The organism is Stutzerimonas chloritidismutans, from assembly GCF_038562055.1.
Classification (GTDB): domain Bacteria; phylum Pseudomonadota; class Gammaproteobacteria; order Pseudomonadales; family Pseudomonadaceae; genus Stutzerimonas; species Stutzerimonas chloritidismutans_A.
The window spans coordinates 38,081-59,346 of sequence record NZ_JBCFXD010000001.1 but is presented as its reverse complement, the minus strand read 5'-3'; the positions used below and the strand labels follow the sequence as shown (position 1 = coordinate 59,346).

21 protein-coding genes and 1 pseudogene are annotated in these 21,266 nt (G+C 55.5%); 9 read left to right on the top strand and 13 right to left on the bottom strand.

Going from position 1 to position 21,266, the window contains the following annotated elements; translation table 11 throughout:
* Positions 1 to 10: 10 nt before the first annotated feature.
* Entirely contained in the window at positions 11 to 610 is a 600-nt protein-coding gene (locus AAGW23_RS00290; RefSeq protein ID WP_015275564.1) for a DUF6088 family protein, read from the bottom strand.
* A gap of 166 nt (positions 611 to 776) precedes the next feature.
* Positions 777 to 1,067 (bottom strand): helix-turn-helix domain-containing protein, encoded by a 291-nt coding sequence (locus tag AAGW23_RS00285; protein ID WP_003292631.1) that lies wholly within the window; start codon positions 1,065 to 1,067, stop codon positions 777 to 779.
* 104 nt (positions 1,068 to 1,171) lie between these two features.
* Between AAGW23_RS00285 and AAGW23_RS00280 the strand changes: the two genes are divergently transcribed.
* Both AAGW23_RS00280 and AAGW23_RS00275 read left to right on the top strand, forming a co-directional pair.
* The gene (locus tag AAGW23_RS00280) at positions 1,172 to 1,618 is read left to right on the top strand and encodes a hypothetical protein (protein WP_003292632.1); all 447 of its coding nucleotides are present in this window, start codon (positions 1,172 to 1,174) and stop codon (positions 1,616 to 1,618) included.
* Between the two features lie 219 nt (positions 1,619 to 1,837).
* A pseudogene (locus tag AAGW23_RS00275) lies at positions 1,838 to 2,176 on the top strand (three-Cys-motif partner protein TcmP); the annotation flags it as partial.
* A gap of 90 nt (positions 2,177 to 2,266) precedes the next feature.
* On the opposite strand, the gene AAGW23_RS00270 reads toward AAGW23_RS00275, so the two are convergent.
* The gene (locus AAGW23_RS00270) at positions 2,267 to 2,947 is read right to left on the bottom strand and encodes a heavy metal response regulator transcription factor (protein WP_003292635.1); all 681 of its coding nucleotides are present in this window, start codon (positions 2,945 to 2,947) and stop codon (positions 2,267 to 2,269) included.
* Positions 2,948 to 3,371: 424 nt separating this feature from the next.
* Between AAGW23_RS00270 and AAGW23_RS00265 the strand changes: the two genes are divergently transcribed.
* The 7 genes from AAGW23_RS00265 to AAGW23_RS00235 all read left to right on the top strand — a co-directional run bounded on the left by AAGW23_RS00265 (position 3,372) and on the right by AAGW23_RS00235 (position 9,774).
* Positions 3,372 to 3,581, top strand: coding sequence for a co-regulatory protein PtrA N-terminal domain-containing protein (locus AAGW23_RS00265; RefSeq protein ID WP_015275566.1), 210 nt, complete (start codon positions 3,372 to 3,374; stop codon positions 3,579 to 3,581).
* 317 nt (positions 3,582 to 3,898) lie between these two features.
* Entirely contained in the window at positions 3,899 to 5,740 is a 1,842-nt protein-coding gene (locus AAGW23_RS00260) for a copper resistance system multicopper oxidase (RefSeq protein ID WP_003292636.1), read from the top strand.
* Between the two features lie 12 nt (positions 5,741 to 5,752).
* On the top strand, positions 5,753 to 6,055 hold the full coding sequence (locus AAGW23_RS00255; RefSeq protein WP_003292637.1) for a hypothetical protein: 303 nt from the start codon (positions 5,753 to 5,755) through the stop codon (positions 6,053 to 6,055).
* Positions 6,045 to 7,043 (top strand): copper resistance protein B, encoded by a 999-nt coding sequence (locus tag AAGW23_RS00250; RefSeq protein WP_015275567.1) that lies wholly within the window; start codon positions 6,045 to 6,047, stop codon positions 7,041 to 7,043. Before AAGW23_RS00255 ends, AAGW23_RS00250 begins: the two co-directional genes overlap by 11 nt.
* 9 nt (positions 7,044 to 7,052) lie before the next feature.
* On the top strand, positions 7,053 to 7,862 hold the full coding sequence (locus AAGW23_RS00245; RefSeq protein ID WP_003292639.1) for a c-type cytochrome: 810 nt from the start codon (positions 7,053 to 7,055) through the stop codon (positions 7,860 to 7,862).
* A 478-nt stretch (positions 7,863 to 8,340) separates the two neighbouring features.
* On the top strand, positions 8,341 to 8,670 hold the full coding sequence (locus AAGW23_RS00240; protein ID WP_015275568.1) for a four-helix bundle copper-binding protein: 330 nt from the start codon (positions 8,341 to 8,343) through the stop codon (positions 8,668 to 8,670).
* Between the two features lie 378 nt (positions 8,671 to 9,048).
* Positions 9,049 to 9,774 carry an SDR family NAD(P)-dependent oxidoreductase gene (locus AAGW23_RS00235; RefSeq protein WP_003292641.1) on the top strand — a complete coding sequence of 242 codons (726 nt, stop codon included), beginning with the start codon at positions 9,049 to 9,051 and terminating at the stop codon, positions 9,772 to 9,774.
* On the opposite strand, the gene AAGW23_RS00230 is transcribed toward AAGW23_RS00235, so the two are convergent.
* The 10 genes from AAGW23_RS00230 to AAGW23_RS00185 form a co-directional block, all read right to left on the bottom strand.
* Positions 9,749 to 10,204, bottom strand: a complete 456-nt coding sequence (locus AAGW23_RS00230) for a DUF305 domain-containing protein (protein ID WP_003292642.1) — start codon at positions 10,202 to 10,204, stop codon at positions 9,749 to 9,751. The genes AAGW23_RS00235 and AAGW23_RS00230 overlap by 26 nt on opposite strands.
* A 544-nt stretch (positions 10,205 to 10,748) precedes the next feature.
* Positions 10,749 to 12,416: a hypothetical protein gene (locus AAGW23_RS00225; RefSeq protein WP_015275569.1), complete on the bottom strand. Its 1,668-nt coding sequence runs from the start codon at positions 12,414 to 12,416 to the stop codon at positions 10,749 to 10,751.
* Positions 12,417 to 12,521: 105 nt separating this feature from the next.
* Positions 12,522 to 13,895, bottom strand: a complete 1,374-nt coding sequence (locus AAGW23_RS00220; RefSeq protein WP_003292645.1) for a heavy metal sensor histidine kinase — start codon at positions 13,893 to 13,895, stop codon at positions 12,522 to 12,524.
* A gap of 90 nt (positions 13,896 to 13,985) precedes the next feature.
* Complete coding sequence (locus tag AAGW23_RS00215; RefSeq protein WP_003292646.1) at positions 13,986 to 14,216, bottom strand: hypothetical protein; 231 nt, start codon at positions 14,214 to 14,216, stop codon at positions 13,986 to 13,988.
* A gap of 23 nt (positions 14,217 to 14,239) precedes the next feature.
* On the bottom strand, positions 14,240 to 14,497 hold the full coding sequence (locus tag AAGW23_RS00210) for a DUF2933 domain-containing protein (protein ID WP_003292647.1): 258 nt from the start codon (positions 14,495 to 14,497) through the stop codon (positions 14,240 to 14,242).
* A 32-nt stretch (positions 14,498 to 14,529) separates the two neighbouring features.
* On the bottom strand, positions 14,530 to 14,847 hold the full coding sequence (locus AAGW23_RS00205; protein ID WP_003292648.1) for a co-regulatory protein PtrA N-terminal domain-containing protein: 318 nt from the start codon (positions 14,845 to 14,847) through the stop codon (positions 14,530 to 14,532).
* A 142-nt stretch (positions 14,848 to 14,989) separates the two neighbouring features.
* Complete coding sequence (locus AAGW23_RS00200) at positions 14,990 to 15,346, bottom strand: copper-binding protein (RefSeq protein WP_003298789.1); 357 nt, start codon at positions 15,344 to 15,346, stop codon at positions 14,990 to 14,992.
* Positions 15,343 to 18,507: an efflux RND transporter permease subunit gene (locus AAGW23_RS00195; RefSeq protein ID WP_003292650.1), complete on the bottom strand. Its 3,165-nt coding sequence runs from the start codon at positions 18,505 to 18,507 to the stop codon at positions 15,343 to 15,345. Before AAGW23_RS00195 ends, AAGW23_RS00200 begins: the two co-directional genes overlap by 4 nt.
* A complete protein-coding gene (locus tag AAGW23_RS00190) occupies positions 18,504 to 19,955 on the bottom strand; it encodes an efflux RND transporter periplasmic adaptor subunit (protein WP_015275570.1) in 1,452 nt (483 codons plus the stop codon). Before AAGW23_RS00190 ends, AAGW23_RS00195 begins: the two co-directional genes overlap by 4 nt.
* Positions 19,952 to 21,205, bottom strand: a complete 1,254-nt coding sequence (locus AAGW23_RS00185) for a TolC family protein (RefSeq protein WP_003292652.1) — start codon at positions 21,203 to 21,205, stop codon at positions 19,952 to 19,954. The genes AAGW23_RS00190 and AAGW23_RS00185 overlap by 4 nt, the downstream gene beginning before the upstream one ends.
* Positions 21,206 to 21,266: the final 61 nt, after the last annotated feature.

Here is a 21,266-nt window from a genome sequence, read left to right as displayed (position 1 = left end):
CTATTGCGCACTACTCAATCTCCTTGGCAGCAAAGCGCAATGCCGACCGCATCCACTCCGGCATCTTGCAGGCCCGGAGCTTCATCAGCTCTTCGCCGCTCAGCGCACTAACAATCTTGGAAACCACATTAGCGGACAGCCCTTCTTTCCCGATGTAGTAGAGAGCAGTAAGCGCCACACCTACCGTCGTGCCGGCGTGCTGCAAGCGGTCCTTGGATACGTGGCGGAGGCGAACCACCGCATTGCCAACCTTGATCTCGCGAGTAGATCCGCTGGTGTAAAAGGTCGGCAACACCTGCATCTGTGTGCTGAGGCCCAACCTCCGAACAGCCTCCGCGCCGTGTATCTGGATCGTCTCGCCGTTCGCCTTCGTGATGACCTCCACGACAGCCAGCGGACTCGGGCGCACCACCCTGCCGGTGTACTTGCTCATTTTGGGGCGCATGTAGACACCGCGAGCGACTCGCTCCAGCGTGCCTGATTGCACCAGCCTAGAAAGCGCTTTATTAATCGACGCACGGGAACCGACCTGCGCGAACACCGCGCCGGCAAATGGCCTCCCCTTTGGCATGTGCTTGACTCGATTTAAAATAGCTTGCGCGACGGACATATGAGCCCCAAAAAGTCAGAATCCACATATTTTCTGACGCCCACAAAAACTATAAGCCCTGCCAAAAACAGGACCTCCAGGCCAGCCACTGGGGACAGAGGGACAGCAAGATCAACACTCACTGTGCGGCCACGGAACCGGCCCCTCACACAGCCTCGCTGAGTAATCAGTCAGGTTCGACTAGAGCTCTCAACTCCTCACCAACCTTCTCCAGGAGCTGCTCAAAACTTTCAGGAGCTTCGGATCCAAGCAAGTAGGTCAGGGCCAAGAGGGTGACAGGGTGAGTGTCGAGCACCGTGCAGAGGCTATCGAGCTTTTCGAGAGTCGGGCTCGTTGCCCCGCGCTCCAGCATGCTGACGAAGGTACGACTGCTAACGAGCGAGAAATCTTCCTGTGCCAGCCCCCTACGCTGCCGCACGAGCCTCAACGCTTTCCCGAACGAATCCCGGACTTCCATTTTGCTGCTCCGCAAAATGGAACGATGAAGCGCGATTGAACAATATATGACTACAAAATATATTGTTCATCAATCAAGTACAATTATCATTAGGAGATTGGCGCGTGTTCAAAACCAGTCGGAATGCGGAACTGCTTCCTGGGCTCTCAACAGCGCCAGATGGCGTGCAGTTCTGGTCATATGTCGAGCTAGAGATGACCTGGCCCTGGTTCTACCTGCAGATCGTTGAGGACGATGGAAACGCGGCCTTTCGAAGCATGCTAATGGTTCCGTCGGTTCCATTGCTGGAACAGGTCATAGCTGCGCAGACCGAGCACGCCTGGCTGGAGCAGGCGTATCTTGTGAGTCCCGGGCATATGAACGAGGTGGGTCGCTGGTTGATGGAGCCGTTACTGGAGATCCTTTCAATTCGTGATGCACAAGGTAGCGAGCTTGGGCACCAGTACCGAGTGGAGGGAGATCGCACGTACTCAACCTCAGCGTGTCAGTCTCTCGGCAGTCGAATTAGTAAACACGTGATCTTCTCTGCTGCATTACATCTGCGAGGCTAACGCCCCACTTCCTACCCGTATCCATAGTCCCATCTGAACCGAGCTCAGTTGTCTTTCCAGAATTCGCTCCGCTGCACAAGGCCGAACTCATCGCCAGTCCTATCGGGATTCTCGTCGAACATGGTGTTGACCATACGCTCGCGGCGGAGACCACTCAGCGCTCGGAAAAAGCAGGCCTCACAGAGATGCACCTCATAACGCTCGCCATCATGCAAACACGATTTGCTGTTGGATGAGCATCACTTCGACGATGCCACCGATGACCGCGTCCGAGGAGAACTTTCAGAGCTCTTGCCCAACCAGGTCTACGAGGTAGAACGGCAACCTTTTTTGGGCCTGATGAGCGGATTGACCAACTACACCATGGCTGACGAGTTTCGCGTAAAGCAGGCGCTCGATATCGCTGTTGCGACCGGTGATTTGCTGGCGGTCGGTAAGGATGGCAAGACCAGGCGTCGCAAGGGCACTAGCATCAAATCCAGTGATATTCTGATAGCTCCCCCGCAGAGACCCATCTTCTTCGTGCCACAGCTGAAGAAATCCAGCTCGGAGAACTGAGGTTCGGCACCGCTCCTTGCTCGGTGGCTCGCCTTAACCGCATCGGTACCGGTAGCTTGGCCCATCGCGTGAAATGCCGAGCATTTCGCTCTAGGGGTCTGGCGCGTCGATCAAATAGCCCATCCCACGCGCGGTTTGTATGAGCTTAGGTTCGAACTCATCATCGATTTTTGCTCTCAGCCGTCGTACCGCCACCTCAATCACATTGGTATCGCTGTCGAAATTCATGTCCCATACTTGGGAGGCGATAAGGGACTTTGAGAGCACTTCCCCGCGACGCCGAAGTAATAGCTCAAGAAGTGCGAATTCCTTTGCAGTTAGGTCTATTCGTTTCCCCGATCGCGTAACTCGACGCCTGAGCAGATCGACCTCAAGGTCGAGGAGTTTGAGTATTGTTTGGTTGGGGACATTATTGCCGCGGCGAAGCAACGTACGGATCCTGGCTAGCAATTCGGAGAAGGCGAACGGCTTGATGAGATAATCATCAGCGCCCAACTCCAATCCCTTTACTCGATCCTGAACCCCGTCTCGGGCGGTGAGAAAGAGCACGGGAACCTCATTACCAGCAGCGCGGACTTTCTGTAAAACCTGCCACCCATCCAGGCCAGGCATCATCACGTCTAAGATGAGCAAGTCGTATGTGGTATGAAGCGCGTGCTGAGCAGCATCGGTCCCGTTTTCAACTCTATCGACTGTGAAGCCTGCCTCTGAAAGCCCCTGCTGTAGGTAGGTGCCTGTTTTCGGCTCGTCTTCAGCAACAAGAAGCTTCATGAAAGTATTCCCTCCGGCATTTGGAGCAGTGTGCCGATTGTCAGGGCGTGCAGCCAGTACCTTACAGAAACGTAATGCTCGCATCATCTGTCTGACAGCTTGTAGCGTTAACGTCTACATCAGCAGTTGCTCCCACACTCTGCTTTTTGGCCTTTTCCATGCTCCTTTGGCCTATCGGCGCCTAGATGGCGCCCTTTTTTTGCCCGCTGGAAACAAGACCTATTTGCCTGAACGAAAAGGCACCATGCACGCTACCTGCGCTTTCGCTTGGGCTCACTGCTTTTATGCATTACTGACGAAACCGTAATGTCTAAATCAGGCTTCTGACAGGAACGCTCGGTTAGCTTAGACACAGGACCAAGCCAAAGCCCCTATTTATGGAGCTGCGCTGGGTCTCCCATGTCTTCGAACGAGGTAACAAGTAATGAAATTCTTCAGATCCGTTTCTGTACTGCTCGCCATCGCAGCAAGCTCTTCCTATGCAATGGCAGAAGGTGGTGGTGATCGTACCTTTGCTCGTATGGAGCAGGCTCGCCAAATAGCGATCGCTAGTTATCAGGCTGACCAGAAGGACCAAGCCCAGGAGGTAGCCTCAAAAGCAACTTCAGCGAAGCACGCCCACGCTAATTGCTGAAGCGAAACCTTACGCAACTGTGACCATGCACCTTGAGTATCGTTGCAACCGGATCCTTGCACGGAAATCAAAAGCCATTGCGCAGCTTCCACCTGGAGATTGACATGCTCACAGGCGATTTTTTGGGCGATTTCTGAAGCGCTTTAAGCTTACAAAAATGTAATCCCGCGTCTTTCTTAGGCATGCCATATTTACGATTAAAGGCGAGTCGCTTGATAAGACAGACCGTGCGCGAGTTTCTAAGATCAATTAACGCTGGCAACACCAACCTTACGGCTGGTTTCGGCTTGGCTCCTTAGTTTGATTGGAACCTACACATGCAACGTAAAACCTCTAGGCGAACCTTTGTTAAAGGCTTGACTGCCGCAGGCATCCTTGGCGGTCTTGGCTTGTGGCGAGCTCCGGTCTGGGCAGTGACTAGCCCAGGCCAGCCCAGCGTACTAAGTGGCACGGAGTTCGATCTGCTGATTGGGGAGACGCCGGTCAATATCACCGGCGCGGCCCGGACAGCGATGACTATCAATGGGACCATCCCAGGGCCGCTTCTACGTTGGCGTGAAGGGGATACCGTCACGCTGCGAGTCAGAAATAAGTTGAGCGAAGATACATCGATTCACTGGCACGGCATGATCCTGCCGGCCAACATGGATGGCGTGCCTGGATTGAGCTTCCACGGCATCGCTCCCGATGGCATGTATGTCTACAAGTTTCAGGTTAAACAGAACGGTACCTATTGGTACCACAGTCATTCAGGCCTACAAGAGCAGCTTGGTGTCTATGGTCCCTTGGTCATCGATGCGAAGGATCCCGAACCGTTCAGCTATGACCGCGACTATGTGGTGATGTTGACTGATTGGTCCGATGAGGATCCCGCTCGAATCCTTTCTAAGCTCAAGAAGCAGTCCGATTATTACAACTTCCACAAGCGCACTGTCGGAGACTTCATTAACGATGTGAGCGAAGACGGCTGGGCCGCTACGATTGCGAATCGGAAAATGTGGGCTCAGATGAAAATGAGTCCCACCGACCTCGCCGACGTAAGCGGCTACACCTATACCTATCTAATGAACGGCCAAGCACCCGACGGGAACTGGACCGGCATCTTTAAGCCCGGCGAGAAGCTTCGTCTGCGGTTCATCAACGGCTCGGCCATGAGCTATTTCGATGTCCGCATTCCAGGGCTGAAGATGACTGTAGTCGCAGCCGATGGCCAATACGTCAACCCAGTTAGCGTCGACGAATTCCGCATTGCCGTGGCAGAAACCTACGATGTGATTGTCGAGCCTGCGACCGAGGAGGCTTACACGATCTTCGCCCAATCGATGGATCGCACAGGATACGCCCGTGGCACGCTAGCGGTTGCCGAAGGGCTGAGCGCTCCTGTTCCAGAAACCGATCCTCGACCACTAATCACCATGGACGACATGGGGATGGATCACGGCAGCATGGGCGGTATGGCGGGCATGGACCATGGCGGCGACATGGGCGCGATGGACCATAGCAACATGTCCGGCATGAACCACGGTGACATGCAAGGGATGGGCGACATGGGCGCAATGGCCGGCATGGATCACAGCAAAATGGGTGGGATGTCCGGGATGGACCACTCTGGAATGGCTGGGATGAGCGCAGGTATGCAATCGCACCCGCCCTCAGAGTCCAATAACCCACTGGTGGACATGCAGACCATGAGCCCAACTCATAGGCTGAACGATCCCGGTATTGGCTTACGAGACAACGGCCGCCGAGTCCTGACCTATAGCGACTTGAGAAGCACTTTCCCCGATCCGGACGGCCGTGAGCCCAGTCGGACGATCGAACTCCATCTCACCGGCCACATGGAGAAGTTCTCCTGGTCATTTGACGGTATAGAGTTCTCTGATTCGGAGCCCCTGCGGCTCAAATATGGCGAGCGGGTACGCATCACTTTGGTCAACGACACCATGATGACCCATCCGATTCATCTGCATGGTATGTGGAGCGATCTTGAAGATGAGAATGGAAAGTTCATGGTTCGCAAGCACACGATCGACATGCCTCCAGGTTCGAAGCGCAGCTACCGCGTGACAGCCGATGCGCTCGGGCGTTGGGCTTATCACTGTCACCTACTGCTTCACATGGAAATGGGCATGTTTCGTGAAGTCCGAGTGGACGAGTAAGAGGAACTTTATATGGGAAATTTTACGAAGCGTAAAACTCTTATCGGCAGCGCGTTAATGTTCAGTCTGCTGGGCGTAATGAATATGTCAGCTGCGTTTGCAGAGCAAAAGCATGATCAGCACAAGCAATCATCGGCTTCATCGCAGAATCCAGGCAACAAGCCGGCATCTCAGACACAAGGCACCTCTAACTCAAAAATGAACCACGACGACATGGATCATGGCTCGATGGACCATGGAGAAATGGAGCACGGCAAGATGGATCATGACCCCAAGGCCACTGATACTGAGGTGGATTCGCACCATGACCACTAGACCTTCTCGCTTTGCTCTGATTGCGCTCGGAGTTTCGTTGAGCGCAGCGGCTGGAGGGACAGCCAACGCTGCCGAGATGATGGATCATTCGATGCATCAAACCCCTCCTGCTGAGGCAGCTCAAGCCCCTGCATCTTCAGCGAAGCCCGCAGCTAAGAATCATGGCTCCGGTGGGCAAACGGACCATTCTGCGATGGGTCATGGTGCGATGGACCATAGCACGATGAACCATGGCCAAATGAAGCATGACGATACGCTCGAAATGCCCGGCATGGTTCATCCCTCGTTCATTCCAGTATTGACCGATGCGGATAGAGAAGCGGCTTTCCCTGGTCTTCAAGGTCATACAGTCCATGACAAGTATCTGGCCTGGTTCCTTCTGCTAGATCAACTTGAGTACCAGAACGCAAATGAAGGTAGCACCCTCAGTTGGGAAGCTACTGCCTGGGTTGGTGGCGATATCAATCGGTTCTGGTTTCGCTCGGAAGGTGAGCGAACGAATGGCGTTACTGAAGATGCGGAAATTCAGGCGCTCTACGGGCGTGCCATCAGCCCCTGGTGGGATGTGGTAGCAGGTGTTCGCCAGGACTTTAAGCCCGAGTCGCCGCAGACGTGGGCGGCTTTAGGCGTCCAGGGGATGGCTCTGTATAACTTTGAGGCGGAAGCCACCGCCTTCGTCGGTGAAGGTGGGCAGACAGCAGCACGTTTTGAAGGCGAGTACGACATTCTCCTCACTAACCGGCTGATCCTCCAACCGACTGCCGAGCTCAATTTCTATGGCAAGGACGATCCTGCGCGCGGAGTAGGCGCTGGTCTCGCAAACACAGAGGTGGGGCTCCGCCTCCGATACGAAATCGTTCGTGAGTTCGCACCGTACATCGGCGTCACGTGGAGCCGGGCATACGGTAATACCGCCGATATGGCGAGAGATGAAGGCGAAGACGTAGATGAGGCGCGGTTCGTTGCTGGCATCAGGCTTTGGTTTTAAGGACCCTAGATGAAAAGAATAATTATTAGCTTCGCTGCCTTCTGCGCACTAGGCCTGTTGGTGGTGGCCGGTGTTGTTTTCTCGGGACTAATAAACGTTGCCGCGGATGATCCTCATACGGGAGTCGTGCACGCATTCCTGGAAACTGCTCGCAATCGCTCGATTGAGGTTCGCTCCGAAGACATAGTCGTGCCATCTCTCGACGATGAAGACCAAATCCGCGCCGGGGCGGGGAACTACGACTCGATGTGTGTGGGTTGTCATTTGGCGCCAGGCATGGCTGAGACCGAGCTAAGCAATGGCCTTTATCCCGCTCCACCCAGCCTGGCTGAAGCGGGGCCATACGATGACCCAGCAAAAACATTTTGGGTCATCAAGCATGGCATTAAGGCCACTGGGATGCCCGCGTGGGGTAAAAGCATGGCTGACCCGTACATCTGGGGAATGGTGGCTTTTCTGCAGAAGCTTCCTGAGTTAGATGAAGGAGCGTATCGAGCACTCGTTGCGTCTAGCGGTGGTCACCAGCATGGTGGTGGGGAGACCCCAGCTGGGCATAGTGAGCAACACGGCGAGATGGCCTCGGGCGACCACCATCAGGGCGACAGTGGCGGCTCGGATCACCATGGCTCCAGCAGCACAGGTGGAGCATCCGGCCAATCAGGCTCCGGTCATCATGGTAATAACGAAAGCGATGACCATCATGCGTCCGAGGAGCCCCAGGCGGTTGAGCACAGCAATGGCAGTGACAGTGCCGATGCGGAAGGCAAATCCCCTTCAAAAAACCATGTGCACGCAGACGGGAAGCAACACGAGCACTAACATCCGGTATATGTGTGCCTATGCGGTTCTGATCGAGGCTCTAAGAAAGGCGGTTCAGCAAGCAGAGGATCGGCCCTAGGCCATCCTAGTCGACGCAACGGTACCGGAGGGCTTTGCAATTGCTTCCTTCCTAAAAGTTAGGCCGCAAGGCCAGTAACTTACCTAGTTAAGCGGCTTGCGCTCCGGCCGTTCCCCAACGAATGCTCCCAGTCGTGGCGACAGGGAGCTCCCTCATTTTCAACTCAATCATCTCGAACAGACTAGCGAAGCCGTACAGGCAATCTGACGGCCACATCGTCACCAACTGCGCCCGCAGATCCCCGGTGCGGTTGGACTTACCTTACAACATTGTAATGAGGTTTTTCGAAACGGGCTCGGTAGGAGCGTGTCGTAATTCAGTGTCTGCTAACAGGCTGATGAGCCATATCGGCCAGTAACCAAACGACGAAATACAACTATCGAACCCTGGAGAACGTAAATGACAAACTCAATGTTCGCATCCTGTATCCAAGCTTGTTCGAACTGTGCCCTAGTGTGCGAAATGTGCGCCTCTGCTTGCCTACGCGAGGATGATGTAAAAATGATGGCTCGCTGCATCGAGCTTGACCGCGACTGCGCGGACATTTGCAGGTTGGCTGCCACACTGATGAGCCGCGAAAGTGAATATGCTAAGAAGTTCTGCGCCCTTTGCGCCAAGATCTGCCGTGCATGCGGAGAGGAATGCGCGAAGCATGAAATGGATCATTGCCAAGAGTGTGCGAAGGCGTGCATGAACTGCGCTGAGGAATGTGAGCGTATGGCAGGATAACATCCGTAACTCACTGCTCTGGCACTACTAAATTGGGAGTGTCAGAGCCCCTCGAAGAATAAGAAAAGCCATGGTGCGCTTAATGTTCGCGCCTCCATGACATATCGAAAAAGTGCGTACGATACCCGCAACTGCCAAGAGCGAATCAATCCCTGTCCAGCAGCATTTCATTCCAAAGCGAAATACGATAGTTACGCGCTAGCAACTCTTACTTAGCCACCGATGATCGCCACCGTAACGGTCTATTCTCTTGCCACTGTCTCCCGATTGAGCGCTGAAAACTAATTGAGTGAATTAGCATGAAAGCTCCTGGCAAAAAGGCGGTCCAACAACAACCAAGCGGGCCATGCGACCTTATTTTGCTGGGAGAAAACGAAAATGGTTTTGCGAATATTCCCATCGCAGCGATTGGCTTTGCTGCTAGTACTGCTCGCCGTTCTGCAACTCAGTGGCTGCGCCGTTTCCCCGCGCCTGAAACCAAGCGACCAGCCAAGCGTTGCTCGCAAAACCTTTGTCATCACTGGTGCCTCCAGTGGCTTCGGCCGCGGCGTGGCGCTCAAGCTTGCCGCTCTGCAAGGCGACGTGGTGCTAGCGGCCCGCCGGACCGACGTGCTCGAAGAACTGGCCGCGCAGATACGCATGGCTGGAGGATCGGCACTGGTGGTGACCACCGACGTGAGCAACCCGAACGAGATGCAGGACTTGGCACGAGCCGCCATCGAGCGTTTCGGCAGGATCGACGTTTGGATTAACAACGCTGCGGTCGGAGCGCTGGGTCGTTTCGAGGACGTTCCCGTCGAGGACCATGCGCGGATCGTGGATGTCAATCTTAAGGGCATGATCTATGGCAGCCACGCAGCCATGCGCCAGTTCAGAGCTCAAGGCTTCGGCACGCTTGTCAACGTGGGCTCAGTCGAGAGCGAGATACCGCTGGCTTATCATGCCTCCTCCGCAGCGACCAAAGGTGGCGTCATAAATCTCGGCGCGGCAATCGCTGAGGAGATTCGCCTGAGCGGTAGCGAGACCATCAATGTCGCCACCGTCATGCCCTGGGCTGTGGACACACCGTTTCTGGGAATCAATTTGCCCTTTCTAGTTCATTGATCAGGGACTTCATTTCTGCGATTTCTCGGCGCTGAGCGTCGATGATTTCGTCAGCTAACTTGCGGACGCGAGGATCTGAAATCTGAGCTCGTTCACTTGTTAGGATTGCTATGGAATGGTGGGGGATCATGGCCTTCATGTAGTCCGTGTCGTCTACCGTCGCTTGCCCACGTACAAGCCATAGTGCAATGGTAAAAGCTACTGCACTTCCTGCCAATATCGCTAGGTTTACTGACTTACGCTTATACATGTTGAGCATGAATGCGAGCATGACTACTGCCATTACCGCGCCCATCACTAATGCCATCCAAGCGCGAGTCTCGCTCCAAAAAACATGCTCGAACGAGTAAGTATTTAAGTACATCACGCCATACATAATGATCGTAGACGTGGCTACCATCGCTGCAAAGCGCCAGTAAGACATTTGCATAGTTAGACCTCTTTAATGATTGCTGCTGGATCGGCGACTCAACGTGTTCGCGCAGCCCTGCTTAGAAGTGGCTTTCGAATGCTCTCCTAAAAACGGACAAGCCGAAGATGATGAGGTTTCGATTTTTTGAGAAGCTTACAAAAATGTAATCATCGACCGCTTTAAGACCGGCTTAAAGCGCTGCCAGCGCTGTACTACGCGTAATGTTCCCCTGAACTAATCAATCGCTAATAGCTTATAAGCAGACAATACCAACGTCGCGCTATGGACCACTGCGCGAAAGAGCGGGCCCACTAAGATGGCCTTCAAGCCTTGAGACCCGACTACTCGGCTTAGCAAGCCCAAAGAGTTATCGTGAGCAATAGAACACTCGGAGAGAACAATTCAGCACCCAGCATATGCCACGTTCTTGTCGAGTGTGACCGCAGGGTTAGTATTCGCACATTAGATGTGTGGCGGCTAAGACGGCTGGGTGTAGCTGGCTCCAAAACTGAGCGGCGAGGTTATTCTGTCCCAAGCCGCGCCTTTCGTGGCGCGCGGGACCTCACTCACTTTGAAACAACAGACCTTCGATTCGATCATGTTCTTCCGGTGTTGGCAGGGCAGATGAGTCAACATTGCCAATACTATTTGGCTGACCATTTTCTGGTGGGCCAACTTCAGGGTGGTAGGCGCCATCTGCGTCGAAAGCAACCCAGCCGTACAATTCTCGGATGACTTCGGAAGGATGGCCATCTTCCATTGCCACATACCAGTCCGCCAATCGGAAACGCTTACCGGCAAGCTTAGAAGTAGCCATTTCGGCTCGAACCAGCGCCAGATATAGCGGGTGCGGCAGTTCCTCTACGGCGCCGGTTTCGTCGAGCAAGAACATGAACGAGGCGTGCGACCGTTGCTCTGTAGAACCGGCTCGCTCCTCTTCCTCGCCTAAGGTAAAAACGGGAGCAAAACCGCCCCCCTCTGTTCTGAAGTTGGTCGTCTGGCCTTGGTAGACCCTGGCAGCGTTCCACTGCACCTCGCCAGCATAAGCGTAAGCGCGCAGATCAAACTTCATCGATCGTACCTGAGGGTCGGCGACGATTCTACGCTCGCCAGGAGCTACAAGGGACTGGGCCACGTAGTTTCCGCCAACGATTTCTTCCCAAACGCGCTTGGTGAGCTTGTCTCCTCGGTATGCACCGCGACTACCATACCCGCTGACAGGCTTGAAAAAGAGGCTACGGCGGTTTTGCCACAGGTGCTCTGCATTACCATGCCCGACAGGAACGGTAAGCGGGACGTATTGGGCCAATACGGTTCGGATTTGCTGATCAACGCCAATCTCTTCCAAAAAACGTGCGTTGGTTAGGTCAACCAACCTGCGTTTGTCGGCGTAAAGGGCATAGGCCTGAGGGTGTGGCGTTACCGTCACGACATCAGCCAAATAAGCGCTGCGCAGCGCGCTGCAATTGTCGCCTTCCAGATAGAAATCGGTGAGTCGGTTGTAGACGAGATCCACAGGCTTTCCGTCGACCAAGAGGGACTCGTTGTGAAAGGCCAGATCGGCTGGGTCTGCGATTAGGCAGTCGATTCCTGCTGACTCGAATAACCGCTGAAAAAGAAGGAACTCCGGATACAGGTATTGGGCTTGTGGGCTTTCATCCAAGATCACCACGCGCGTGAGCGGACGTGGCTCGCCGCTCGTAGACCATTCCTGGGCGAACATATCCAGAATCGAACGCTCGAAGCCGCCGGGTCCTTCCTGACCTGGCGAAAGCCCGACTACGCCGCTGCAACAACTACGCTGCGCGCGGGCGAGCAATACGTTTAGCATCGCTCCGCCCGCATTTGTGTTTATTTCGATGAGCCCAAGCTTGTCATCATCCAGATGGAAGTCGTAGCCAAAGAAGACGCCGCGCGCGCCCCGAGGATCGTGTCGGGCAATAGGAGGTGCAGAATCCAGAGCATGCTCACGCCAACCGGGCGAGCTCACGGTCTGCTCGATGGCCTGAATAACCTCATTAACCTGGCGCAGCCGCAAGGATGAAACAAAGACCGGTCGTGCTGCAAACACATGAGGGCAACGTGACTTCAATAGCTCCGACAGCTCTGAATTCCCAAGCTGTTCGGTCAATGAGTTTACGAGCGCAGCTTGATCTAGGCTTACGCAGAAGCACGCTTCGTTGAGCGCTGCGGCTGTCGTACCGCATTTTCTCGATGAGGACGCTTGCACGGGAACCTCCAGAACCAAACATACAGCTTCGAAAGTCTCGGCCTCTTTCGGTTCAGCCTGGCGTTTCTATGAGCGTAGGTCAGGGTCGTTGCTGGCACTCTGCCATTAACTAGACATAAGCTTTGGAAGCGTCATTGTGAAAGTCGTATGCCCCTCAGCTGATTCGCAAGCGATGCGCCCTTTGTGCGCTTCGACTATCGAACGAGTGATAGCCATGCCGAGGCCCGCATTCATGGTGGTTCCTTCGCGCCTTGCGGTGTCGACCCTATAGAATCGATCAAACACTCGGGCCTGAAGCTCGGCTGGAATCGTTGTGCCTCGGTTGGATATGGCTGTGCAAACCGAGCCACCGCTCTCGCTTATTTCAACGCTGATGGTGCTGCCTTCCTCTGCATATCGAACTGCGTTAGAGACTATGTTTGAGACGGCCCGTCTCAGCATCGATTTATCGCCATGTACCGATCCATCGCCTGAAAGCGCGATTTCTACCTTTTTGTCCTCGGCTGCAAGCTCGTAATATTCGATAACGCTCGCGGTAATCTCAGCCATGCTGGCATCTTCGGCATTGGGCGTAATCTTCCCGTTGTCCGCCTTGGCGAGGAATAGCATGTCATCGACCATCTTTGACATGCGCCTAAGTTCTTCGAGGGCGGAATACAAAATGTCTTTGTAGTCGGTATTCTCGCGGTCGCGCAAGAGCGCGACCTCCATTTGGGTAAGCATGCTGTTCAGCGGCGTTCTTAGCTCATGCGCGATATCCGCTGAGAAACCTGACAATCTGAGAAAAGAGTCGTCCAAGCGCGAAAGCATTTCGTTGAAGTTGTCTACGAGTTCATGCAGCTCGCCTGGCACCGACTCGGTTGGAATTCTGGTATCTAAGCAGTGGGCGGTTACTGTAGAAGAAGTCTTGGACAGTTCGTCTATTGGTTTTAAGCCTTTCCTGATCAGAACAACACCTAACGCGCCACTCAGAAGTGCACTAACGACAAGCGTATAAGCAAACCACTGCTGAATCATATCGAAGAAGTGGATTCGGTGCGTTACATCCAAAGCCAAATAGATAACAGTGTCCTGCCCTTCTACCCACCGATTTACTTTTCTGGTAATTCCGCTGTACTGGTGGCCACCGAAACTTACCGTCCAGCGTTCCTCTTGGATGTCTGTGACAAGAGGTAGCAAGCTCTCAGACAGATTGTGATGGGAGTAAACCGTCTTACCGTCTACTACAACCGCAGTCGCGAAGCCAAAGGAGTGCTCAATAACGGCATCGATCCTTGAAGCGGTCTCAGGCCCGAATGCTGAGCTGTTGAGTAGCGTACGCTCTACTGCAGCGGCCTTTTCATTAAGCACTTGTGCATCTTTGCGTTCGAAATGGAGCTGACAAAAATAATTAAAGCTGATTGCGGCCGCCAGCAGCACAACCGTAACCACGAGCATGAAAGCTATCGCCATTCTGCTCGTCAGTGACACTTTTCCCATCAGTACGGTCCTGGTTAGGCCATCAAGCACAAAAAAGCAGGTGGGGCACCCCCCACCTGCTTCGATCATTGTTACTCACACCCTCATATCCTATGCTGCGTCTGGATTTTCGCCATTTTGCGAGTGGTCGGCTTTGGCGGCCCCCATCATCTCACGACACTCTTTCATCATTCCACGCATGTCACCCATCATTTCCATATGCTTGTCGCCGCTCATCATGCCGGTTTCTGAATGGCTTTGGTCCGCTTTATCTGCCGCTGCGAAACTCAGTCCGCTCGCCAAGGTGATTGCGATTGCTGTAACGGTGATGGCCTTTCGCATGTTAAATCTCTAAGTTCAGTGGGTTATTCGCTTTTGCTTAACAAGGTGTTTTCGCCAACGTTGGGCTCCTTGGGCTTGTCGCACTTACCGCTAGACATATGCTTCATGCATACGACCATCATCAACAAGCAGGGCAAGAGAAAGAGCAGGCTTGGCAGCGTTGTTGCCAACGCCGCAGTGCTTTGGTTCAGTAGCATGTAGCCAACCACAGCTGCGGTTAACCCCGTTACGACCGGATTGCGCTGCAGTACGCTTTTAATCTTGGATATTATGCTGCTCATCTAACTATCCCTCGGATATTAAGCTTGGCAGATTAGCCATTGTTCACGCCAACTGGGGTGCTCAGGAACTCTACCGTATGGATCTTCCCGTCGGGGGTCTTGACCTTCATCTCATACGTCTGGACTTGGGCACTAGTTCTATAGTTTTGAATCATTCGAGTCGTGCCGGTCGCCCCTGCAGGTGCGATGCTCAGCACTTGACCCTCTTTGACAAGCTCCTTAAGGGTGGGCTTTGCTCCTGCCGAGTCATTTAAGCGATTCAGCGTACGTTCGCTTCCGCCTTCGGCCATTGCAAGCGAGGAAGCAACGGTCAGAATAAAAGGAACGATTACTTTGGTTATGCGGTTCATGGTTTGCACCTCTTGGTTAGTTGATGCCTGTAGATTAAAGGCTTGCTACTTACAAGAAGCTGTTGCCAAGGTTACAAAGCGGTAATCGCTTCATTCTCGTGTTGGTACGACCGCCGCGCCTGCGGCGGTCGCTTTCTGCTCTTTACTGCTTTTCGATGCGCGTAATGGTGGAATCCATACCTTTCGAGGAGAACTCGAATTCGACCTGGTCCCCTTCTTTCAGCGTTTGGAGCTGATCAGGCTTTGCTTTGAAGCCCATCGTCATCGACGGCCAGCCCAACGCTTCGACCGGGCCGTGGGCAATGGTGACGGTTCCGCTCTCGGTGTTTACTTTCTTGACCGTACCTGTGGCTGTAGCGGTCTGTCCCGCCGACTTCTGGTCCATTGGCATGTTCATGCCTTTGTGATCCATCGGCATGCCGTCCATTGGCTCCTTGTCGGCGGCATAGGCGACTGGCACCAGGAAGAGTGAGGCAAGGGTGATGTGCTTAATGTTCATGGATGTTCTCCAGTGGGGTTGGTTGCTTGCTGGGTGGTAACTCGCAATTGCCGGCGGCGCATCAGCAGGTAAGCTGCCGGCAGAACGAACAGGGAGAGCAAAGGGGCGGTGATCATCCCGCCCACCATGGGCGCGGCGATGCGGCTCATGATTTCGCTGCCGGTTCCGCTACCCCAGAGGATGGGCAGCAGACCGGCGATAATCACTGCTACGGTCATGGCCTTGGGGCGCACCCGCTGCACAGCGCCTTCGCGGATTGCGTCGAGCAGTACGCCTTCGCCATGGGCTCCAGCGTTAACCCGATCTGTCCATGCGTTCTTCAAATACAGCAGCATAATGACGCCGAACTCAGCAGAAACGCCTGCCAGTGCGATGAAACCGATTCCTGTCGCTACGGATAGGTTGTACCCGAGCAAATAGAGGAACCAGACGCCACCGGTTAGGGCGAATGGCAGCGTGGCCATGATCAGCAACGCCTCCCCAAAGCGCCCAAACGTGAGGTAGAGCAAGACAAAAATGATGAGCAAGGTAGCCGGCACGACGAGCTTCAGCTTCGCGTTAGCTCGCTCCATGAATTCGAATTGGCCGGAATAGCTGATGCTCATGCCGGATTCGAGCTGGACCCCTTTGCTGATCTTTTCCCTCAGATCGCCCACCACAGCCGCCATGTCGCGGCCACGAACATCGACGTAAACCCAGCCCGACAGCCTTGCGTTTTCGCTTTTAAGCATGGGCGGTCCGTCTGTCACCTGTACTTTGGCCACGGTCCCCAACGTGATCTGGCTGCCTTGCGGCGTGTAGATCGGTAGGTTGCGCAGATCGGATATCGAGTCGCGCCACTCGCGGCCATAGCGGAGGTTGATCGGATACCTGGCGAGCCCTTCCACGGTTTCACCAATGGTTTGACCACCGATGGCACCGGCCACGATCGATTGCACGTCCGCGATATTCAGGCCGTAGCGTGCGGCGGCGACACGATCGATATCCACATCGATATACCTGCCGCCGGTCAGTCTCTCAGCAAGTGCCGAACTGACCCCAGGCACCGTTTTGGCGATTTTTTCCACTGCCTGGGTGGCTTTGTCGATCTGTGCCAAGTCAGTGCCATACACTTTCACCCCGATCGGGCTCTTGATACCCGTCGCCAGCATATCGATACGGTTTCGAATCGGCGGGATCCACAGATTGGCTAATCCAGGTACCTGTACGGTGCGATCCAACTCCTCAACCAGCTTGTCAGGCGTCATCCCAGGGCGCCATTGATCCTTCGGCTTGAACTGAATGGTCGTCTCGAACATTTCCAGCGGGGCGGGATCTGTAGCGGTGTCGGCTCGACCAGCCTTACCGAACACGTGTGCAACTTCTGGAACCGTTTTTATGAGCCGGTCCGTCTGCTGCAGTAGCTCAGAAGCCTTCTGAGCGGAGAGGCCTGGAAGCGCAGTGGGCATATAAAGGAGGTCACCTTCATCCAGCGGGGGCAAGAACTCCCCACCAAGGCGAGAGGCCGGCCACAAGCCTGTCAGGAAGACCAGAACAGCCACCAGCAGAGTCATCTTGGGCCAGCGCAGTACCGCGTCCAGGGCCGGCTTGTAGATCCAGATGAGGCCACGGTTGAGTGGATTACGGTGTTCGTCAGGGATTTTGCCCCTGATCCAATACCCCATGAGCACCGGAACCAGCGTGACAGACAGGCCCGCGGCGGCTGCCATTGCATAGGTTTTGGTGAACGCCAGTGGACCGAACAGCCGGCCTTCCTGCGCCTCCAGGGTGAACACTGGTATGAACGACAGCGTGATGATCAGCAGGCTGAAGAACAGTGCCGGCCCCACTTCAACAGCCGCGTCAGTAATGACCTTCCAGTGCTCCTGGCCCTTCAAGGTGGAGTCAGGATGCCGCTTGTGCCAGGCCTCAATGTGCTTGTGGGCGTTTTCGATCATGACGATTGCTGCATCGACCATCGCTCCGATGGCGATCGCGATGCCACCCAACGACATGATGTTGGCGTTGATGCCTTGCCGCTGCATGATCACAAAAGCAATCAGGATGCCGATCGGCAACGACACGATGGCGACCAACGACGAGCGCAGATGCCACAGAAAAATCGCGCAAACCAACGCAACGACAATGAACTCCTCGATGAGCTTGTGCGTGAGGTTTTCAACGGCACTGTCGATCAGCTTGCTACGGTCGTACGTCGTGACGATTTCGACGCCTTGGGGCAGGCTCGCTTTCAGCTCATCCAGTTTGGTCTGAACGGCAGCGATGGTTTCCCGAGCGTTCTTGCCGCTCCGCAGGATCACCACGCCGCCGACTACCTCACCTTCACCGTCAAGCTCGCTGATGCCCCGGCGCATTTCCGGGCCGAGCTGGATATGCGCAACGTCCCCTAGCGTCACAGGCACGCCGCCGTCGAGACGCAAAGGAATGGCTCGAAAGTCTTTGAGTGTCTTGAGATACCCGGTCGCACGGACCATGAACTCGGTTTCTGCGAGTTCCAGAACACTCCCGCCGGTTTCACGGTTGGCTTCATCGATCGCCTTTGCAATCTGCTGCTGCGTCACGCCCCTGCTTGCCATGCGCACGGGATCCAGTACGACCTGATACTGCTTGACCATCCCGCCTATGGGCGCGACTTCCGCCACGTTGGGCAGTGTCTTGAGCTCATAGCGCAGGAACCAATCTTGCAAAGAGCGCAGCTGCGAGAGGTCATGTTTGCCCGTTCGGTCTACCAAAGCATATTGGTAGATCCAGCCGACACCTGTGGCGTCAGGGCCCAAAGCGGGTTTGGCGGCGGCGGGAAGCCGACTCTGCACCTGACTCAGGTACTCCAGCACCCGAGAACGGGCCCAATAGAGGTCGGTGCCGTCCTCAAACAGGACGTACACGTAGCTATCCCCGAAGAAGGAGTAGCCGCGGACCGTCTTTGCGCCGGGGACAGACAGCATGGTCGTCGTCAGTGGGTAGGTGACCTGATTCTCAACGATCCGGGGCGCCTGCCCGGGGTATGGCGTGCGGATGATGACCTGAACGTCGGAAAGGTCTGGCAATGCATCAACAGCGGTGTTTTTGACCGACCAGACACCCCAAGCCACCGCGAACACAGTAGCCAGCAGGATCAGAAAGCGGTTGGCCACTGACCAGCGAATTATGGCTGCGATCATCGCTGGCCCCCCAGCTTCTCGATGTGCTCAATGACCAGGCCCTCTTCGCTTTCACGCGCGCCGACACGGACGTGATCGCCGGTCTGCAACTTTGTTAGGAGCGATTGATCTGCAACCGGAAAGGACATTGTCATCCCAGGCATGTTCAGCGTCTTGAACGGCCCATGCGACAGGCCAACCATGCCATCTTCCAGGCTGACGATCGTACCTTCAGCCTCGTGCAGCGCAGGTTCTGTAGAAGTTGCAGGCTCCTCCAAACCCTGAGCGGTCAGCCCGCGTAGGCTCGCCTCTGAATCCAGGAGAAACTGACCGGACGCCACGACCTTCTGACCGGCTTCCAGCCCTTCAAGCACCTCTGTCTGGTCATCGAATTCCCGGCCTGTGCGAACCTCAATCGGGCGGTAACGGCCTTGATCCTCGGCCAGCATCACCAATGCGCGCCGACCGGTGCGAATGACCGCCTCGGACGGGATGACCAAGACATCTTCGACGTTGCGACTCAACGTCACCTCGGCCGTCATGCCGGGACGAAGCCGTTGTTGCGGATTAGGCAGTTCAACCCGGACGCGCACAGTACGGCTATCCAAGTTGGCTTGTGGTAGTACGGCCTGGATCGTCCCTTCCAGAACTTCACCTGCAAAGGCCGGGAGGCGCGCGTTGACCAGCTGCCCAGGCGCCACATTTGCAACCTGCGCCTCAGGCACCGCAACCTCTAACCATACCTTTTCCAGCCCATTAACACGTGCCAGAGACGCACCAGTGGATACGGTCATGCCCTCGCGAACGTCGAGGCTGTTCAGCACGCCGCCTATTGGACTCCTCACTGTCCAAACAGGGCGCGCTTTACCAGTTCGTTCTAGCTGCACTATGACTTCTGGCGGCATGCCAGCAAGGCGCAACCGCTGGCGAGCCGCTGCGAGCAGCTGGGGTTCGCCAATCCCTTTGAGCGCCAGGTACTCTTCCTGTGCGGCAACCCATTCGGGAACCAGCAGATCGGCTAACGGCGCGCCTTTTTCGATGACATCCTCCGGTGCTCGGTCGTAAACGCGCTCGACAAAGCCACCGGCACGCGCCTGCACAACCGCCACGTCTCGCTCGTCGAACATCAATGCGCCTGTCGCTTCGAGCGACTGGCTGATCGATTCACGCGTTACGGTTGCAAAGCGCACGCCGAGATTCTGCGTCACGCTCGGGTCGATACTGATCGATGCCCCGTCGCTTCCCTCATCTGCATAGCGTGGAATCAATTCCATATCCATGAATGGCGACTTGCCCGGCTTATCGAACTTTTGCTGGGGGACCATAGGGTCATACCAATAGAGCACTTCCTTGTCTTCTTCTGCAGGCGATTGTCCGAAGGCTGCGGTAGGCAGACCGATTAGCGCTGCAGCGCTAATCATCAGAGGCAGACTGAAGGCGAGTACCAGCCGCTTGTGTTGGAATGTCATGGTCGGGTATCTCCAAAGGCGAAATGCAGGCGGGCATTGCTCAACGATCGATCGCGGGCGACGTCAATACGCCGTAGCCGGGTCTCCACAAGCTGTCGTCGCGCTTCGATCACAGCGGTCAGCTCACCGCTTCCGGAGCGGTAATCGGCCATGGCAAGGCGGACCTTCTCTTCAGCGAGGGGTAGTAAGGTTTTGTCGAGGCGGATGAGTGCGCGGTCCAGACGCTGATACTCAGCGAGGTCAGTACTCAGCTCTTGGTTGTACAGGCGCAAGGTCGCTTGGCGCTGAGCCTCGATCTGGGCAAGGCGAGCTCGTTCGGCCGCGATCTTCGGATCCTGCCGAGAGCTGGTAAACAGCGGCAGGTCGAAGCTGACGCTGAGGTTCACCATGTCGCCGTACTCACGGCCACGTCGCAGGTAGTCGATCCCCCAACTCCAATCCGGTGTTTTCTCTGCGATGGCCTGGTGAACCTTTGCCTCCGCTTCACGAGTCATCGGGTCGAAGGCGAGTAACGCCGGGTGCCGGTTCAGGTTGTGCTGATAGTTATCAACGGCGGCAAGCCATTGCGGCCAGTCACCTGTAAGCGGCTGGCCTGCTAGCTCGCCTATCCAGCGCCGGAGGCCGGCCCGCGCAACAGCCTGGTTACGCAGCAGCTCATCCTCTTGTTCAGCCAGCAATGCTGCCTCTTGCCTCGGAAGTACGCTGTCTGCGGTTTGTCCGCTGCCGCCAGCAATGCGGGCCTGAACAGCCCGCGAAAGGAGCTGATTCTCGCTGTAAAGCTGCTTGAAAAGGCTTAGCTTCTGCTCGACCGCGAAGCTAGCGATCCATGCCTCGGCGGTTGCTTGGCGCACACCGAGACGTTCAACCGTTTGCTGGGCGTTTGCGAGCGCAACACTAGCCTGCGCGGCCTCGACACGAGCGCGCCTTTTCGCTCGGTTTGGCACATCTTGCATGACCCCAACCATTTGCATGGTCATGGCCTCTTGCTCCAACTGCCAGCGAGCGTCACCTTCGATGGGCACGCTTTGCAGTCCAAGCTTAAGTTTAGGGTCAGGAAGCTCGCCGGCAGGGATTGCAGCGCTGCGTGCGGCCACCAGGTTGGCGGCTTGCGCATGCAGCGAAGGCGCGTCTTGCTCGGCCACGCTCAGAGCTTGTTCTAAGGTCAAAGCGGACGCTAACCCTGGAAACGAGAGCGCGCCCATGATCAAGGCGGCCACGTACGGCGGCGCCCAATAAATACGGGGTTTCATTTGCGAAGGATTCCTGATCTTTCATGCGAGCCAAAGGCGCGCAGTAGCCGGCCCGAATGCT

Bases quoted from the DNA above. Each gene is read 5' to 3' on its own strand.
- AAGW23_RS00290 (WP_015275564.1), bottom strand. From the start codon at position 610: ATGTCCGTCGCGCAAGCTATTTTAAATCGAGTCAAGCACATGCCAAAG.
- AAGW23_RS00285 (WP_003292631.1), bottom strand. From the start codon at position 1,067: ATGGAAGTCCGGGATTCGTTCGGGAAAGCGTTGAGGCTCGTGCGGCAG.
- AAGW23_RS00270 (WP_003292635.1), bottom strand. From the start codon at position 2,947: ATGAAGCTTCTTGTTGCTGAAGACGAGCCGAAAACAGGCACCTACCTA.
- AAGW23_RS00265 (WP_015275566.1), top strand. From the start codon at position 3,372: ATGAAATTCTTCAGATCCGTTTCTGTACTGCTCGCCATCGCAGCAAGC.
- AAGW23_RS00260 (WP_003292636.1), top strand. From the start codon at position 3,899: ATGCAACGTAAAACCTCTAGGCGAACCTTTGTTAAAGGCTTGACTGCC.
- AAGW23_RS00255 (WP_003292637.1), top strand. From the start codon at position 5,753: ATGGGAAATTTTACGAAGCGTAAAACTCTTATCGGCAGCGCGTTAATG.
- AAGW23_RS00250 (WP_015275567.1), top strand. From the start codon at position 6,045: ATGACCACTAGACCTTCTCGCTTTGCTCTGATTGCGCTCGGAGTTTCG.
- AAGW23_RS00245 (WP_003292639.1), top strand. From the start codon at position 7,053: ATGAAAAGAATAATTATTAGCTTCGCTGCCTTCTGCGCACTAGGCCTG.
- AAGW23_RS00240 (WP_015275568.1), top strand. From the start codon at position 8,341: ATGACAAACTCAATGTTCGCATCCTGTATCCAAGCTTGTTCGAACTGT.
- AAGW23_RS00235 (WP_003292641.1), top strand. From the start codon at position 9,049: ATGGTTTTGCGAATATTCCCATCGCAGCGATTGGCTTTGCTGCTAGTA.
- AAGW23_RS00230 (WP_003292642.1), bottom strand. From the start codon at position 10,204: ATGCAAATGTCTTACTGGCGCTTTGCAGCGATGGTAGCCACGTCTACG.
- AAGW23_RS00220 (WP_003292645.1), bottom strand. From the start codon at position 13,895: ATGGGAAAAGTGTCACTGACGAGCAGAATGGCGATAGCTTTCATGCTC.
- AAGW23_RS00215 (WP_003292646.1), bottom strand. From the start codon at position 14,216: ATGCGAAAGGCCATCACCGTTACAGCAATCGCAATCACCTTGGCGAGC.
- AAGW23_RS00210 (WP_003292647.1), bottom strand. From the start codon at position 14,497: ATGAGCAGCATAATATCCAAGATTAAAAGCGTACTGCAGCGCAATCCG.
- AAGW23_RS00205 (WP_003292648.1), bottom strand. From the start codon at position 14,847: ATGAACCGCATAACCAAAGTAATCGTTCCTTTTATTCTGACCGTTGCT.
- AAGW23_RS00200 (WP_003298789.1), bottom strand. From the start codon at position 15,346: ATGAACATTAAGCACATCACCCTTGCCTCACTCTTCCTGGTGCCAGTC.
- AAGW23_RS00195 (WP_003292650.1), bottom strand. From the start codon at position 18,507: ATGATCGCAGCCATAATTCGCTGGTCAGTGGCCAACCGCTTTCTGATC.
- AAGW23_RS00190 (WP_015275570.1), bottom strand. From the start codon at position 19,955: ATGACATTCCAACACAAGCGGCTGGTACTCGCCTTCAGTCTGCCTCTG.
- AAGW23_RS00185 (WP_003292652.1), bottom strand. From the start codon at position 21,205: ATGAAACCCCGTATTTATTGGGCGCCGCCGTACGTGGCCGCCTTGATC.